The sequence below is a fragment of the Citrobacter sp. TBCS-15 genome, from assembly GCF_005280815.1.
In the GTDB taxonomy this organism is placed as follows: domain Bacteria; phylum Pseudomonadota; class Gammaproteobacteria; order Enterobacterales; family Enterobacteriaceae; genus Citrobacter; species Citrobacter werkmanii.
On the sequence record NZ_SZWK01000251.1, the window covers coordinates 170,683 to 187,739 of the forward strand.

Sequence of the window (17,057 nt, forward strand, 5' to 3'; positions counted from 1 at the left end):
GTATAATACTCTACCCGCACGGCTAATCGCCGCAGTCTATAACAAAACAAGACTTTTTCGGCGCGTTTAAGCATACGCGTTCATACTTTTCGGGATGGCTTTGAAAGGCGATGGAATATGAATAAAACTGCACCTACGGGCTTGCTGCAGCAACCTCGTCCGTTCTTCATGATCTTCTTTGTGGAATTATGGGAACGATTTGGCTATTACGGCGTTCAGGGCATCCTGGCGGTATTTTTTGTTAAGCAACTCGGTTTTTCTCAGGAACAGGCATTCGTCACCTTTGGTGCTTTTGCCGCACTGGTCTACGGCCTGATCTCGATCGGCGGCTACGTCGGCGACCACCTGTTAGGGACCAAGCGCACGCTGGTACTCGGTGCGATTGTGCTGGCGATCGGCTACTTCATGACCGGGATGTCGCTACTCAAGCCCGATCTGATCTTTATTGCTTTGGGTACCATTGCCGTGGGTAACGGGCTGTTTAAAGCCAACCCGGCAAGCCTGCTGTCAAAATGCTATCCACCGAAAGACGCCCGACTGGATGGCGCTTTCACCCTGTTTTATATGTCGATTAACATCGGTTCGCTGCTGTCGCTGTCGCTGGCGCCGGTGATTGCCGATAAGTTTGGCTACGCGGTGACCTACAACCTGTGCGGGGCCGGGCTTATCGTCGCACTGCTGGTCTACTTTGCCTGCCGTGGGATGGTGAAGAATATCGGTTCTGAGCCAGATCATAAGCCGCTGAATTTCCGTAATCTATTCTGCGTGCTGGCCGGTACGGTAGTGACGATATTTATCTGCGCCTGGCTGATGCACAACGTGAAGATTGCCAACCTGGTGCTGATCGTTCTGTCGATTGCCGTGACGATCATTTTCTTCCGTCAGGCCTTCAAACTGGATAAAACCGGGCGCAACAAGATGTTCGTGGCCTTTATCCTGATGCTGGAAGCGGTCGTGTTCTATGTACTGTACGCACAGATGCCTACGTCACTTAACTTCTTTGCTATCAATAACGTGCACCATGAAATTCTTGGTTTCGCCATCAACCCGGTAAGCTTCCAGGCGCTGAACCCGTTCTGGGTGGTACTGGCAAGTCCGGTGCTGGCCGCAATTTATACCCGTCTGGGAAACAAAGGCAAAGACCTGACCATGCCGATGAAGTTTACACTCGGTATGTTCCTGTGTTCGCTGGGCTTCCTGACCGCTGCTGCTGCCGGAATGTGGTTTGCCGATGCGCAGGGACTGACGTCGCCGTGGTTTATCGTGTTGGTGTATCTGTTCCAGAGTCTGGGTGAACTGCTGATAAGCGCCCTGGGACTGGCGATGGTCGCCGCGCTGGTGCCGCAGCACCTGATGGGCTTTATTCTTGGGATGTGGTTCCTGACCCAGGCAGCCGCTTTCCTGATGGGGGGTTATGTCGCGACGTTCACCGCAGTACCGGAAAACATCACCGACCCACTGCAAACGCTGCCTATCTATACCAATGTCTTCAGTAAGATAGGCCTGGTGACGCTGGCGGTAACGGTCGTAATGGCAATTATGGTGCCATGGCTGAACCGAATGATTAATACGCCAAGTACCGAACAGTAATACTCAGTGCCGGATGCGGCTTACGCCTTATCCGGCCTACAAATAATTGAGAATTGTAGGCCCGATAAACGTAGCGCCATCGGGCAATCCGTTACTCCGTCAGAGGGGTTCCGGCATAAATATCAAACCGATGCCCTTTGGTCACCACCGCGTTAGGCGTGGCCACGTCAGCCAGCGGCGGCGCGTAGTCCGGGCGCTTCACCACCACACGTTTGGTTGCCAACTGACGCGCCGGTTCCAGCAAACCGTCAGCATCCAGATCCGGCCCCACCAGCGACTGAAACACGCGCATCTCTTTTTTTACCAGCGCGCTTTTCTGCTTGTGCGGGAACATCGGGTCGAGATAGACCACCTGTGGACGTGGGGTAATATCGGTTAACGCCGTCAGGCTTGAGGCGTGAATCAGCTGTAAACGTTCCTGCAACCACGGGCCAATTTCCGCATCGGCATAGCCGCGCGCCAGACCGTCGTCGAGTAACGCGGCGACCACCGGATTGCGTTCCAGCATCCGCACACGGCAGCCGACGGAGGCCAGCACAAACGCATCGCGCCCCAGCCCGGCGGTGGCATCAACCACGTCCGGCAGATAATCGCCTTTGATGCCGACGGCTTTCGCCACCGCTTCACCACGACCGCCGCCGAATTTACGTCGGTGCGCCATGGCACCGCCGACAAAATCGACGAAGATGCCGCCGAGTTTCGGTTCGTCTCGCTTGCGCAATTCCAGATGTTCCGGCGTCATCACCAGCGCCATCAGGTTGTCTTCATCATGCTCCAGCCCCCAGCGGGTGGCCAGAACAGATAAGGCGCCGTCTCCGGCGCCCGTTTCATCCAGTAAACAAATTTTCACGCGAACAATCAGCCCTTGATGCCGTAATGCGCCAGCATGGCATCGAGCTGAGGTTCACGGCCGCGGAAGCGTTTGAACAGCGTCATCGGCTCTTCCGAACCGCCACGGGTCAGGATGCTATCGAGGAATGACTGACCGGTTTCGCGGTTGAAGATGCCTTCTTCTTCGAAGCGGGAGAATGCATCCGCCGCCAGCACGTCGGCCCACAGGTAGCTGTAGTATCCCGCCGCATAGCCACCGGCAAAAATGTGGCTGAAGGCGTGCGGGAAGCGGCCCCAGGTTGGGCCAGGCACCACGGCGACCTGTTTCTTAATTTCGGCCAGCGTCTCAAGGACCTTCGCCCCCTGCTCCGGGTTGTACTGCGCGTGCAGGCGGAAGTCGAACAGGCCGAACTCCAGCTGACGCAGGATAAACAGCGCGGCCTGGTAGTTTTTCGCCGCCAGCATTTTATCCAGCAGTTCCTTCGGCAGCGGTTCGCCGGTCTCATAGTGACCGGAGATAAACGCCAGCGCTTCCGGCTCCCAGCACCAGTTTTCCATAAACTGACTTGGCAGTTCGACCGCATCCCACGGCACGCCGTTAATACCGGACACCCCGGCGGTTTCGATGCGGGTCAGCATATGGTGCAGGCCGTGACCGAACTCGTGGAACAGGGTGATCACTTCGTCGTGGGTAAACAGCGCCGGTTTGCCGTTCACCGGACGGTTAAAGTTACAGGTCAGATAGGCGACCGGTTTTTGCAGCGTGCCGTCGGTTTTGCGCATCTGGCCGACGCAGTCGTCCATCCACGCCCCGCCGCGTTTGTGTTCGCGGGCGTACAGGTCGAGGTAGAAGCTGCCGCGCAGTTCGTTGCTTTCGTCATACAGTTCGAAGAAGCGCACTTCCGGGTTCCACACGTCAACATCAGTACGCTCTTTCGCGGTGATGCCGTAAATACGTTTTACCACTTCAAACAGACCGTTAACGGCTTTGTTTTCCGGGAAGTACGGACGCAGTTGTTCATCGCTGATGCTGTACAGATGCTGTTTTTGTTTCTCGCTGTAGTACGCGATATCCCACGGCTGCAGCTCTTCAACGCCACATTCGGCTTTGGCGAAGGCGCGCAGCTGGGCCAGCTCTTTTTCCCCCTGCGGACGGGCGCGTTTCGCCAGATCGGTCAGGAAGTCGAGCACCTGCTGCGGGTTTTCCGCCATTTTGGTGGCCAGAGATTTAAAGGCGTAGCTTTCGAAGCCCAACAGTTGCGCCAGCTCGTGACGCAGCGCGAGGATCTCTTCCATCACCGGGGTGTTGTCCCACTTGCCCGCGTTCGGCCCCTGATCGGAGGCGCGGGTGGAGTAGGCGCGATACAGCTCTTCACGCAGCGCCTGGTTGTCGCAGTAGGTCATGACCGGCAGGTAGCTTGGGATATCCAGGGTCAGCAGGTAGCCTTCCTGCTCTTTGGCTTCGGCCTGCGCTTTCGCCGCCGCCAGCGCGCTTTCCGGCATGCCGGAGAGTTCAGCTTCGTCGGTCACCAGCTTGCTCCAGCCCATGGTGGCGTCGAGCACGTTGTTGCTGTACTGGTTACCCAGCTCGGACAAACGGGTGGCGATTTCGCCGTAGCGCTGCTGTTTCTCTTTCGGCAGGCCGATACCGGACAGTTCAAAATCACGCAGCGCGTTATCGACCGCTTTTTTCTGTGCAGTGTTCAGGGTGGCGTAATGGTCGCCATCACGCAGGTCGCGGTACGCTTTGTACAGACCTTCATGTTGTCCAACCCAGGTGCTGTACTCGGAGAGCAGCGGCAGTGTTTGCTCGTAGGCTTCACGCAGTTCCGGGCTGTTTTTCACCGAGTTCAAGTGGCTGACCGGAGAGAAAATACGCCCCAGCACATCGTCCACTTCAGCAAGCGGCTGGCAGAGATTTTCCCAAGTGTACGGCGCGCCCTGCGCAACGACTCGCTCAACGTTTTCGCGACAATCGTTCAGCGCCTTAGTAACGGCTGGCACAACATGTTCGGGCTGAATTTTAGAAAACGGCGGCAGTTCGAAGGGAGTCAGCAATGGATTGGTCATTAGCGCGGTCCTGTTGAAAAGAGTGAATGAAGCGCGTATCCGGCGCTGTGCATATTAATTTGTACAATGGGGTTAAGTGTAGAGGATTTCAATGCTCACCGTGACGGAAAGACGCCCGGTGGTGCTACGCTTACCGGGCCTACGGGTAATCTGTGCCGATCTGCTGTAAACTGTCGCAAATCGTCATTTCAGCGGAATTTCATTACCCATGCTCAGCTATCGCCACAGTTATCACGCAGGCAACCACGCCGACGTCCTTAAACACACCGTTCAGAGCCTGATCATTGAATCGCTCAAAGAGAAAGAAAAACCGTTTCTCTATCTGGACACCCATGCTGGCGCAGGCCGTTATCAGCTGAGCAGTGAGCATGCCGAACGTACCGGTGAATACCTGGAAGGTATTGCCCGTATCTGGCAGCAGGACGATTTGCCTGCTGAACTTGAACCCTATATTTCCGTGGTGCAGCATTTCAACCGTAGCGGCCAGTTGCGCTACTATCCAGGCTCCCCGTTAATTGCACGTCAGCTGCTGCGCGAACAGGACAGCCTGCAATTAACCGAGCTGCATCCGAGTGACTTTCCTTTGCTGCGCGGCGAATTTCAAAAAGATGAACGCGCACGCGTAGCCAAAGCCGACGGTTATCAGCAGCTAAAAGCAAAATTACCGCCGGTTTCCCGTCGCGGGTTGATCCTTATCGATCCGCCATACGAAATCAAAACCGACTACCAGGCGGTAGTGACCGGCATTAACGAAGGCTACAAGCGCTTCGCAACGGGCACCTATGCGCTGTGGTATCCGGTGGTCCTGCGCCAGCAAATCAAGCGCATGATCCACGATCTGGAAGACACCGGTATCCGCAAAATTCTGCAAATTGAGCTGGCGGTGCGCCCGGACAGCGATCAGCGCGGCATGACGGCGTCCGGCATGATTGTGATTAACCCGCCGTGGAAGCTGGAGCAGCAGATGAACAACGTCCTGCCGTGGCTACATAGCAAGCTGGTTCCCGCTGGAACCGGACACACTTCCGTAAGCTGGATCGTGCCGGAGTAATCGCAGCCATCGGTGGAACCTTTTAATTTCAGGTATACAATCGCGAATATTTTGGCGGATGGCGTAACGCTTCTCCGCCCTACAATGAACATGAAGGAGCGGTCATGACCAAGCACTATGATTACATCGCTATTGGCGGCGGCAGCGGCGGTATTGCCTCCATTAACCGTGCGGCAATGTACGGCCAGAAATGCGCACTGATTGAAGCCAAAGAGTTAGGTGGCACCTGCGTTAACGTTGGCTGCGTACCGAAAAAAGTGATGTGGCATGCCGCACAAATCCGTGAAGCGATTCATATGTACGGCCCGGATTACGGTTTCGATACCACCATTAATAAGTTCGACTGGGATAAACTGATCGCCAGCCGTACCGCCTATATCGATCGCATTCATACCTCGTACGACAACGTGCTGGGTAAAAATAACGTTGATGTGATTAAAGGCTTTGCCCGCTTCGTTGATGCCAAAACCATTGAAGTGAACGGTGAAACCATTACTGCCGATCATATTTTGATCGCCACCGGCGGGCGCCCGAGCCATCCGAACATTCCAGGCGTGGAATACGGTATCGACTCCGATGGTTTCTTTGAGCTGCCAGCGCTGCCAAAACGTGTAGCCGTTGTTGGCGCAGGCTACATCGCCGTTGAACTGGCAGGCGTAATTAACGGCCTGGGCGCAGAAACTCACCTGTTCGTGCGTAAACACGCGCCGCTGCGCAGCTTTGATCCGATGATCGTCGAGACGCTGGTCGAGGTGATGAACACCGAAGGTCCGACCCTGCATACTCATGCGATTCCGCAAGCGGTCATTAAAAACGCCGACGGCAGTCTGACTCTGCAACTGGAAGATGGCCGTAGCGAAACGGTGGATTGCCTGATTTGGGCGATCGGTCGTGAACCAGCCACCGATAACTTTAACCTGGCCGTTACTGGCGTGAAAACCAACGAAAAAGGCTACATCGTCGTTGATAAATACCAAAACACCAGCGTACCGGGGATTTATGCCGTTGGCGATAACACCGGTGCCGTTGAGCTGACGCCGGTTGCCGTTGCCGCGGGCCGTCGCCTGTCCGAGCGTCTGTTTAACAACAAGCCGGACGAGCATCTGGACTACAACAACATCCCGACCGTGGTCTTCAGCCACCCGCCGATTGGCACCGTGGGCTTGACCGAGCAGCAGGCTCGCGAACAGCACGGCGATGACCAGGTGAAAGTGTATAAATCCTCGTTTACCGCGATGTACACTGCCGTGACTTCACACCGCCAGCCTTGCCGCATGAAGCTAGTTTGCGTGGGTCCGGAAGAGAAGATTGTTGGTATTCATGGTATCGGTTTTGGCATGGACGAAATGCTGCAAGGCTTCGCGGTGGCGCTGAAAATGGGCGCGACTAAGAAAGACTTCGATAACACCGTTGCGATTCACCCGACGGCGGCAGAAGAATTCGTCACTATGCGCTAATTGCCCACGTGTAGACGCTATTCACTTAACACGCGCCCCTCCGGCAACCAGAGGGGCGTTATCTCACCGCCGCCAGCGCTATTCGGCCAACGCGCGCATCTCTTTAATCAGGTCAGATTTACCTTCAAACCCTATGCCCGGCAGTTCTGGCATGACGATATGACCCTCTTCCACCTTCACTGAATCCGGGAAACCGCCGTACGGCTGGAACAGATCCGGATAACTTTCATTCCCACCGAGACCAAGACCCGCCGCAATGTTCAGCGACATCTGATGACCGCCATGCGGTATGCAGCGTGATGGGGACCAACCAAACTGCGCCAGTACGTCGAGGGTACGCAGATATTCGACCAGACCGTAGGAAAGCGCACAGTCAAATTGCAGGTAGTCGCGATCCGGGCGCATGCCGCCGTAGCGCAGCAGGTTGCGCGCATCCTGATGAGAAAAGAGATTTTCACCTGTCGCCATCACGCCTGGGTAAAATTCTGACAGCGCGGCCTGGAGAGAATAATCCAGCGGGTCGCCAGCTTCTTCGTACCAGAACAATGGATAATCTCGTAGCATTTTGGCATAGGCAATACTGGTTTCCAGATTAAAGCGGCCATTGGCATCGACGGCAAGACGCGCTCCATCGCCAATTTCAGTCAATACCGCTTCGATACGGCGACGGTCCTCTTCCAACGATGCGCCGCCGATTTTCATTTTAACTACGTTGTAGCCGCGGTTCAGGTAGCCTCGCATTTCCTGACGCAGCGCGCTCAGGTCTTTACCCGGATAATAGTAACCTCCCGCCGCGTAGACAAAGACGCGTGGATTCGCCTCAATGCCCTTCATCTCAGCCAGCAAACGGAACAACGGCTTGTTGGCAATTTTGGCAACGGCATCCCAGATAGCCATATCCAGCGTACCCACAGCCACCGAGCGCTCACCATGGCCCCCCGGCTTTTCATTACTCATCATGACGTCCCAGATTTTATGCGGATCCAGGTTATCGCCTTCGGCATTCAGCAGACTTTCCGGGTCAGCGTCCAGAATGCGGTTACGGAAGCGTTCGCGGATCAATCCCCCCTGGCCGTAACGACCATTAGAGTTAAATCCGTATCCCACCACGCGACGACCCTCTATCTCAACGTCAGTCATAACGGCCACCAGACTGGTCGTCATCTTGCTGAAATCGATATAGGCGTTACGAATAGGGGAAGCGATGGGTTTGGTAATTTCTACAACATCGAGGATACGCATGTTTTCTCCGGCGGGTTGTTAGTCAGTTATACTCGCACTTACGCGCCTGTAAAAAGTGATAACTCATGCCGGTTTATTATTGGCATAATGCATCCAGGCAGCATTTAAGGACGCCATCGTCCTGTATTTCTCCATCTTAAGCAGTGCTCATTTACTGATCTAATGCCAAAGAGGCTGGCTGTAATGCAAAATCGGCATCACCTGGAACTCACCTGGCTTGAAGACTGCATTGCGCTGGCGCAGTCACTCAATTTCTCCCGTGCAGCCGCTTCCCGATATGTGACGCAGCCCGCATTCAGTCGGCGCATTGTTTCGCTGGAAGAGTGGCTTGGAACGCCGATTTTTGAACGTAACCGCCGTGGCGTCAGCCTGACCCGTGCGGGGGAAGTTTTCGTCGCTCAGGTGCCCGAACTGATCCGGGCGCTATACACCCTGAGAAATGAAACCATCGAAGCGGCGGGAAATACCCGACCGGATGTTATTTTCTCCGCAACGCATTCCCTGTCGTTCTCATTTTTTCCGGCGCTGATGCGTAATAACGAAAAAATCGCCCGTTTCGGCTCATTTCGCCTGCTGTCAGACACGCTCAGCGCCTGTGAAAGGATGATTGAAAAAGGGGATGCGCAGTTCCTGCTGTGTTATTACCACCCTCACATGCACATCAACCTTGATCAGACGAAATATCTCAGCGTCCGCCTTGGACGAGAAACGTTAATACCTTACTCCAAATGCGATCCCCGCTCTCATCAGCCGCTCTGGCAGGCTACGGGGGGCAAAAAGTTTCCGTTTCTCTCCTTCTCTGCAGAATCCGGTCTGGGGAGGATCCTCTCGAATACGTCACCGGTGAATCATGCCCGACGCGGTATGGACATCGCCTTCACCGCCGATCTGGCCGCCACGCTGCTGGCGATGGTTAAAGCCGGGGACGGCATTGCCTGGCTGCCGGAAAATCTGGCGGCTCCGGACGTTCGGGCCGGGACGATCGCCGCAGCGGCTCCACAGAAGTGCGGGTTATGGGTACCCATTGATATCCGACTGTTTCGACCTGCAGGCAGAATGTCCAGAGCGGTAGAAGAATTATGGGAAATATTCGTGGGCGAGCAGAGGTAAACACCCGCCAGGTAAAGGAGAATTATCCAGCCTGCAAAATGCGCCAGGCTGGATAGGGGCAATAATTATTTACCCTGCATGTACGGCGTATAAACCCCATTCAAACTTTCGAGGAACGCCACGATATCGTCGATATCTTCCTGCGGCAGTTCTTTACCCACCTGATAACGCAGCATCAATTTAACCGCGCCATCAAGCGTTGGCACATCACCGCGATGGAAATAAGGCGCAGTCAGCGCAACGTTACGTAATCCTGGAACTTTCTGACGAAGTTTGTCACGTAGTTCATTGGTCACGTTCATCCTGCCAATATCTGCGGCAGTAACTTCGCCGAAATTAAAGTCCTTTTTCAAACCTAATGGTTCAAATGAGCGTCCGCCTAAAATAATACCTCCGTGACAGGTCGCACACTTATTTTCTTTAAATAATTGATAGCCATGTTTTTGCTGGGCCGTTAACGCCTCCTCATCACCACGTAACCACTTATCAAACGGCGAATTTGGCGTAATCAGCGTTTTCTCAAACTCAGCAATCGCATCAGTAATATTATCTCCACTGAACCCCTGTGGATAAACCGCAATAAATTCTTGCTTCAATAGCGGATCTTTATCCAGCTTCTGGATAATTTCATCCCAGGATTTAGACGCCATTTCAATTGGGTTCAACGGCGGACCACCTGCCTGCGCCTGCAATGTCGGCGCACGACCATCCCAGAACTGTTCCACGTTGAAGACTGAGTTAAACACCGTTGGCGCGTTGATCGGCCCAACCGCTCCGCCTACGCCAATTGACGTTTTCCGGCCATCCACACCACCCGCATTCAGGGCATGACAGTGCGCGCAAGAGATCGTGCTGTCGCCGGAAATACGTGGATCGTGATAAAGCGTAAAGCCCAGCGCCACCTTCCGGGCATCGGTCGGGATGCTTTCTGGTATTGGCTGTACGGGTTCATTACGATGCTGCGCGGCGGTATCATTACTGGCGTAGTACTGTTCACGCTGTTTCGCAATCCAGCCCAGAATTTCTTCGCGCTCCGCATCGCTCACTTTACCGGCCCAGTGCAGCGCGGTATAACGCGTCGGCGGCATGGTTTCGTACTGCATCACCCATTCAATTTTATTCAGGTCGCTTTGCGAAACGGGTTTATCCGCGACCAGCGCCGCACGAACGGCCTCAAGATTGAAGGATTTGTATCCCAGTTGAATGTCGTAATTCATCAACTGCTTAGCGACAGGAAAAGAAGAATAGAAAGGTAATTCAGCCGAAGGGGTGTGACAATAATCGCATCCTTTTTCGCGTAAGAATCCTAAAACTTTATTATTTGCTTCCAGCGAAGAGGCCTGAACATCAGCCTGTTTGCTCCGTTGATTATCGTGATACCACACATAACCGGATAATCCAAAATAACAAATCACGACGCCAGCTATGGCAATCGCGGTAAGACGGGTAATGATTTTCATTATTTTACCCTCACCGTTGTGAGTTATTGTGACCCAGAAAAATTAGAATAATTAATGCACAGTCTTTGTCAGACTTGACCATCATAGGAAATGAGGGGATTACTATTTTGATAAGTATCAAGCAATTACATGGAGGAGAACTATCAATAGAATAGCCTGTGCCTATTATAGAGATAAGGCGTTATCTGAACCCATTCACACCTCGTAGCAATCGAATGTTCTGAAAGTGGAATATCTTAAGGTCGCGCACGATTCTGAATTATTCATTATTATCATTGAGATAGTTTAATTTTTTAAATAACGCGCGACTCTAAAACGTGATCAACCGCACGCTTTACTCAGCCAATACCGAAGCGAATGTCTACGCTTAACTGACGACCGGGCAACAGCCTTACTATTTCAACGTCCATCGGAGGTCTTTCTCATTATGCTCAACCAGAAACTACCCCACGCCCCTTCTGAAGAACTGACGATCGACATCGATCTGCTTTATGAAATGGATCCGTGCGAGTTAAAGCTGGATGAAATGATTGAGGCAGAGCCTGAGCCGGAGATGATTGAAGGGCTGCCCGCCTCAGATGCGTTAACCCCGGCCGATCGTTACCTTGAGCTGTTCGAACACGTTCAGTCGTCGAAACTGTTTGCCGATAGCAAAACCTTCCCCGACTGTGCGCCCAAAATGGACCCGCTGGATATTTTGATCCGTTATCGCAAGGTCAAACGCCATCGGGACTTTGATCTGAAGCGCTTTGTTGAGAACCATTTCTGGCTCCCGGAAGCCCCCTCCAGTGAATACGTTTCTGACCCGGAAAATTCGCTGAAAGAACATATCGATCAACTATGGCCAGTGCTGACGCGCGAACCGCAGGATCACATTCCCTGGTCCTCTCTGCTGCCGTTACCGCAGTCATATATTGTGCCTGGCGGACGTTTTAGCGAAACCTACTACTGGGATTCCTATTTCACCATGCTGGGTCTGGCAGAGAGCGGTCGCGAAGATCTGCTGAAATGTATGGCGGATAACTTTGCCTGGATGATCGAAAACTATGGTCACATCCCAAATGGTAATCGAACGTACTACCTGAGCCGCTCGCAGCCGCCAGTCTTTGCGCTGATGGTGGAACTGTTTGAAGAAGATGGCGTACGTGGCGCGCGCCGTTATCTTGATCATCTAAAAATGGAGTACGCGTTCTGGATGGATGGCGCCGATTCCCTGGTGCTCAACCAGGCCTACCGCCACGTGATCAGAATGTCGGACGGATCCTTGCTCAACCGCTATTGGGACGATCGTGATACGCCGCGCGATGAATCGTGGCTTGAAGACGTCGAGACCGCCAAGCATTCGGGGCGACCGCCCAATGAGGTGTATCGCGATTTGCGTGCAGGCGCGGCCTCGGGATGGGATTACTCCTCGCGCTGGCTACGCGATGCAGGTCGCCTTGCCAGCATACGCACGACACAATTCATCCCAATTGACCTGAACGCATTCCTCTACAAGCTGGAGAGCACCATCGCCAATATTTCGGCGCTGAAAGGTGATAAAGAAGCTGAAGCGCTGTTTCGCCAGAAGGCCAATGACCGGCGCGACGCGGTGAATCGCTACTTATGGGATGATGAAAACGGCTGCTATCGCGATTATGACTGGCGACGTGAACAAATGGCCCTCTTCTCTGCCGCCAGTATCGTACCGCTGTATGTCGGCATGGCAACGCATGAACAAGCCGACCGACTAGCCAATGCGGTACGCAGCCGCCTGCTAACGCCGGGGGGCATTTTAGCCACAGAACATGAAACCGGTGAGCAGTGGGATAAACCCAACGGCTGGGCACCGCTGCAATGGATGGCTATTCAAGGTTTCAAACTGTATGGCGACGACCATCTTGGCGATGAAATAGCCCGTAACTGGTTGAAAACGGTGAATCTCTTTTACCAGGAACACCATAAGCTTATCGAAAAATACCATATTGCCGACGGCATGCCGCGCGAAGGCGGCGGCGGGGAATATCCGTTGCAGGACGGCTTTGGCTGGACAAACGGCGTGGTGCGCCGACTCATCGGTCTGTATGGCGAACCTTAGCCGCTAACGGCCTGACTCCTCAGGCCGTTAGTTAATCGCATCGTAGAGTTCAGTATGAATTTTTTGCCACTTCTTATTCTCCGGGCTGGGCTCTGCACGAGCGCGCCGCTGAGCCTGTTCCAGATCATACTGCTGACGCGCGATAACCGCCGGAACCGAACAAAAACTTTGCAGGTAGCTTTTGTGCAAGGAAGTGAGTGACGCCCCATTCGACATGGCATGACTGAGCGTACTCATAAACTGTCTGCAAGGTTTGCTCTCGTTCATCTGCGCAGGATAGCGCAGCAGCAGTCTCAATACCTCGGTATTGCCCGCAGAAAATGCCTGCTCCGTCCACGCCAGCTTCCAGTCCATCCCGCCTTGCAGGAACAGTGACGTCACGCGAGTATCGTTGCGATCGATAGCCGCGCGCATGTTAAAAGCATCCCAGGTGATCCCCATTCGGGTCACAGATTCCCGTGCGGAAGGTGCATCACGCCGTGGCTCCTCCTGCACGATTTCAACGGCTTGTCCGGATGACGCCTGTGGCGCTGGCGAAGTGAATAACCAGAACGCACCCAGCGAAATCACCAGCACCATCACGCCGACCGCGACCCACAACACGCCGGAAATCAGCTGTTCACGCTCCTCCGCACTGCGCTTTGCTCGCTTCTCCGGCGGATCAATACTGTCGGCAATTTCCTGTTTATCGCCGCCCGCCTGCTCATCCTTTTGCTTTGCCGTTTCCCAGAACTGGCGGACGGTCGCCTCATCAGACTCCATATACGACGCGGGATTAACACGCGTACGCCGTTCTGCAAATGCCCGTTGTACAGGGTGAGTAATCTGTCGGTACTGACACTCCAGCAGCATCAGTTGTACCGAGGTCAGCGGCTGCTGTGCAATAACGCCGTTACGGGCCAGCCGACAATCATCGAGGAACATACGCAACGTAAGACGGGGTTCGACAAACAGCGTCAGCACCGAGGTGTCGTTAAAAATCTGGGTAAAGTGGCGTACAAACAATTTCTTATCCACGACCATCAGCGCCAGCTCGCTGAACATCATGCCGTCCAGCGCATCCCGACTTTCACCCAGCTTTAACCAGCGACGCAGACGTTCACCCCCGAAGTGCTGCTTCAGGAAGCTGTTGAGTGGATGTTGATCCGGCCATACTCGTGCGATAAGCGATTTGAGCGTTAACTCTATTGCACGAAGCTGACGCTGCGCGTGGATCTGTGCTTCCGGCTCTGCACGTTCAATCTCAGTTTCATACTTCAGGATCGGCTGTTGCTGGCGCAATTGTTCCAGAGACGCCACGAAGCGCAGCGCAGAAATCAGCTGGTTTTCACTGACGTCCTGGCCATTTTCATACTGTGGCACGCTCTGCTGCAGATGACGCAGCCGCAGAGTGAACTGGCTCAACTGCGCATCATTCATCTGCAACCGTCTGGCGACAGCTCCCCAACCGCCCAGATTCAGTCTGGCCTGGTCAAGCTGCTCGAGGAACCATCGCGGCTCTTTGCCTTCTGCTACATGCACGCCTAACAGCAGCAATATTTCTACCGATGCCTGACGAATGATTGCCAGACAACGTTCAAAGGGTGTACTTGTCGCTTGTAACGCGCTATTGGTCATCATCTTCCCTAAAAGGACCCAAAACGTGCGGCCACACAATGGTATGTCGTTATTTTCTATGAAAGCAGATATGTATCGACGTAGACTAAAATACATTCATATAACAAATAAATCTGTTTTACAGTGACTTCCGCACAATCATTGAAAATTATTCAGGAGATATGCCCGCGCCTGTATTGAAAACATCACGCCCGATCTGTCGTCCACTGAGGGTGAACGAATACATTCACAAAGATACGCTGCGGGAAGCGGCTGCATCACATATGGCGCGATGACTGAATTTTCGGCCTGTTAAAACGTGAATATCGGCCGCCAATGCCATAAGGCGTTTTGCTGTAAAAACTGGCCACATGGCAACTGGCGTAACAGAGTGGATTTCTTAAAATATATCTCTTTGTTCAGAGAGTCTTATGCCGCTCCGTTCGACGCATTTCACACCCGCCTGTGTCGCATTTATTAAGCAATGGCAAGGCCTGTCGCTGGAAAAGTATCAGGATAAAAATGGGGTTTGGGTGATAGGTTACGGGCATGAAATTGCCGCAGAAGAAACCTTTGATACTCCCATTACGCTAATGCAGGCAGAATCACTTCTGCTCGCCGATCTGCATCTCTGCGAGGGGTTCATACATGAGAAAAGACCGCAAATAAAAGATCGGTTTCAACTGGAAGCATTAATTACGTGGATATTCAGCGTGGGAATAACTCGATTTAGCGCTGCAGAAATTTGGCCTGTGGCGATTTCACAGCCAGAAGTGTTCTGACTGTGAAATTTGCGGCCATTAAATGGCGTCGTTTAACATCATTGCCGCCTGGGTACGGTTTTTTACCTCCAGGCGCTGATAAAGCGATTCAAGATGGGCTTTTACCGTTCCGGTACTGATATTTAACAGTCGACCAATTTGTTTATTCGATTCGCCCGCGGCCAGCATCGTCAGAATCTCCCGCTGACGCGCACTGAGCGATTTTATATTTTGTCTGCTACTCTCAGTCGCTGTAATACAGTCTCTGGGGATAAACATCATGCCCATCGCGACACTATTGAGCGCCAGTGTGAAGGTTTCCGCGTCAGAGTCACGTGGAACAATGGCCAGCACGTTTAATTGCGTGACCTCCTGTAGCCATCTTTTACGGCAATCCGTTACTGTTACCAGCACTTTTGCCGCCGCATAGCGCTGCGCGATCTGTTGTAGCAAGCTGCGGCAGAACTCAGCATCAAGATCGCCATCCAGCATTACCAGCGCATCAGGGTTGTCTTCCAGTTTCTGCCACAGATCATCTGCCTGACTGACACCCTGAACATTCACTCCTGGAATACGTTGCTGTAAACTTACATTCATTCCATGAATAAATATTGACTGCCTGTCAAACATTATTAACTGCATTATTTATCTCCGTCTGAATAAGATATTAGCCTTAGCGCGCGGAAGGGTATAACCCATAGGGTAAAATAAGAAGTCACCATTTGGCGGAGGGCTATTCTACCGATAGTCGCAGAAGAAAGAAGCAGAAATTATGATTAGTTACAGCTCAATCAACAGAATCACACAAAGGAACAAAAACAGCGACACATATTAAGTAAATTCTTATATTCTGACGTTTATATCCATCAAATTAAAATTAATTAAACGCAGTCTATATTTGTGGCGAAAAATAAGGAATCCATACTATCAGCCAAATGTGTTACAAAATACAACATCGCATTAAATGCTTATTCAGCCAATATCTGGCTGAATAAGACACTATGGATTACAGGAACATCCCGCCGGAGACCTCAATACGCTGCGCCGTCATCCAGGCCAGCTCATCGCTGAGCAATGCGGCAATCGCGTCACCGATATCATCCGGCAAACCAACGCGCCCCAACGCAGTTTGCGATGCAATGTACGCATTCAGTTGCGCGTTATCCCGCACATTTCCACCGCTAAAATCCGTTTCTATCGCGCCGGGGGCAATAATATTGGCGGTAATTCCGCGCTCTCCCAGCTCTTTTGCCTGATAACGGGTTAACACTTCCATCGCCCCTTTCATGGCCGCGTATGCGCTGTAACCCGGCAATGCAAAGCGCGCGAGCCCGGTTGAAACATTGAGGATCCTGCCGCCTTGATTCATCAGCGGTAAAAGATTCTGCGTCAGGAAGAATGGACCTTTAAAGTGAATATTCAAAAGTTGATCAAATTGCGCTTCGGTGAACGCCGGATACGGCGCATTAATACCAACCCCGGCGTTGTTCAATAAATAATCAAAGGTGTCGCTTTGCCACTGGGCCTGTAAGGTTTTCTGCACCTGTTTTATAAACTGAGGGAATGTTGAAATATCCCCGACATTCAACGGCAATGCCGCGGCTTTACCGCCAGATTGGCGAATTTCATCCACAACCTGCTGCGCTTCTTTTTCATTGCTGTTCCACGTCAGGATGATACCAATTCCTTTGCCCGCCAGCTTAAGCGCGGCGTTTTTACCGAGTCCACGACCGCCGCCGGTCACCAATGCGATACGTTGCGTCATAAGAAACCTCATTTCTTGTGTAGTGAAGATTGAGACAAAGCTTATTA

General features: G+C 52.8%; 13 protein-coding genes. 6 read left to right on the plus strand and 7 right to left on the minus strand.

Annotated features, from left to right (window positions below; all coding sequences use genetic code 11):
* Positions 1-117 precede the first annotated feature (117 nt).
* Positions 118-1,590 carry a dipeptide/tripeptide permease DtpB gene (dtpB, locus tag FDW96_RS13685; protein ID WP_042311784.1) on the plus strand — a complete coding sequence of 491 codons (1,473 nt, stop codon included), beginning with the start codon at positions 118-120 and terminating at the stop codon, positions 1,588-1,590.
* A gap of 91 nt (positions 1,591-1,681) precedes the next feature.
* Here dtpB and rsmJ read toward each other — a convergent pair whose 3' ends face one another.
* Both rsmJ and prlC read right to left on the minus strand, forming a co-directional pair.
* Positions 1,682-2,440 (minus strand): 16S rRNA (guanine(1516)-N(2))-methyltransferase RsmJ, encoded by a 759-nt coding sequence (rsmJ, locus tag FDW96_RS13690; protein WP_042311775.1) that lies wholly within the window; start codon positions 2,438-2,440, stop codon positions 1,682-1,684.
* 8 nt (positions 2,441-2,448) lie between these two features.
* On the minus strand, positions 2,449-4,491 hold the full coding sequence (gene prlC / locus FDW96_RS13695; protein ID WP_137365830.1) for an oligopeptidase A: 2,043 nt from the start codon (positions 4,489-4,491) through the stop codon (positions 2,449-2,451).
* A gap of 208 nt (positions 4,492-4,699) precedes the next feature.
* Between prlC and FDW96_RS13700 the strand changes: the two genes are divergently transcribed.
* A complete protein-coding gene (locus FDW96_RS13700) occupies positions 4,700-5,542 on the plus strand; it encodes a 23S rRNA (adenine(2030)-N(6))-methyltransferase RlmJ (RefSeq protein ID WP_038635089.1) in 843 nt (280 codons plus the stop codon).
* 104 nt (positions 5,543-5,646) lie between these two features.
* The gene (gene gorA, locus FDW96_RS13705) at positions 5,647-6,999 is read left to right on the plus strand and encodes a glutathione-disulfide reductase (RefSeq protein WP_042311770.1); all 1,353 of its coding nucleotides are present in this window, start codon (positions 5,647-5,649) and stop codon (positions 6,997-6,999) included.
* A gap of 78 nt (positions 7,000-7,077) precedes the next feature.
* On the opposite strand, the gene FDW96_RS13710 is transcribed toward gorA, so the two are convergent.
* Positions 7,078-8,241: a mandelate racemase/muconate lactonizing enzyme family protein gene (locus FDW96_RS13710; RefSeq protein ID WP_137365831.1), complete on the minus strand. Its 1,164-nt coding sequence runs from the start codon at positions 8,239-8,241 to the stop codon at positions 7,078-7,080.
* 183 nt (positions 8,242-8,424) lie between these two features.
* Between FDW96_RS13710 and FDW96_RS13715 the strand changes: the two genes are divergently transcribed.
* Positions 8,425-9,351: a LysR family transcriptional regulator gene (locus tag FDW96_RS13715; RefSeq protein WP_061380960.1), complete on the plus strand. Its 927-nt coding sequence runs from the start codon at positions 8,425-8,427 to the stop codon at positions 9,349-9,351.
* 65 nt (positions 9,352-9,416) lie between these two features.
* On the opposite strand, the gene FDW96_RS13720 is transcribed toward FDW96_RS13715, so the two are convergent.
* Positions 9,417-10,811, minus strand: a complete 1,395-nt coding sequence (locus FDW96_RS13720; RefSeq protein WP_137361633.1) for a cytochrome-c peroxidase — start codon at positions 10,809-10,811, stop codon at positions 9,417-9,419.
* A 427-nt stretch (positions 10,812-11,238) separates the two neighbouring features.
* Between FDW96_RS13720 and FDW96_RS13725 the strand changes: the two genes are divergently transcribed.
* Complete coding sequence (locus FDW96_RS13725; RefSeq protein WP_137365832.1) at positions 11,239-12,888, plus strand: alpha,alpha-trehalase; 1,650 nt, start codon at positions 11,239-11,241, stop codon at positions 12,886-12,888.
* 27 nt (positions 12,889-12,915) lie between these two features.
* Here FDW96_RS13725 and FDW96_RS13730 read toward each other — a convergent pair whose 3' ends face one another.
* A complete protein-coding gene (locus FDW96_RS13730; RefSeq protein ID WP_061380958.1) occupies positions 12,916-14,505 on the minus strand; it encodes an STY4199 family HEPN domain-containing protein in 1,590 nt (529 codons plus the stop codon).
* Positions 14,506-14,915: 410 nt separating this feature from the next.
* Here FDW96_RS13730 and FDW96_RS13735 point away from each other — a divergent pair, with 410 nt between their 5' ends.
* A complete protein-coding gene (locus tag FDW96_RS13735) occupies positions 14,916-15,266 on the plus strand; it encodes a glycoside hydrolase family protein (RefSeq protein WP_042311758.1) in 351 nt (116 codons plus the stop codon).
* Positions 15,267-15,284: 18 nt separating this feature from the next.
* Here the strand turns inward: FDW96_RS13735 and FDW96_RS13740 are convergent, their stop codons facing one another.
* Both FDW96_RS13740 and FDW96_RS13745 read right to left on the minus strand, forming a co-directional pair.
* Positions 15,285-15,887, minus strand: coding sequence for a response regulator transcription factor (locus FDW96_RS13740; RefSeq protein WP_042311756.1), 603 nt, complete (start codon positions 15,885-15,887; stop codon positions 15,285-15,287).
* A gap of 364 nt (positions 15,888-16,251) precedes the next feature.
* Positions 16,252-17,010, minus strand: a complete 759-nt coding sequence (locus tag FDW96_RS13745; protein ID WP_061380957.1) for an SDR family NAD(P)-dependent oxidoreductase — start codon at positions 17,008-17,010, stop codon at positions 16,252-16,254.
* Positions 17,011-17,057 lie beyond the last annotated feature (47 nt).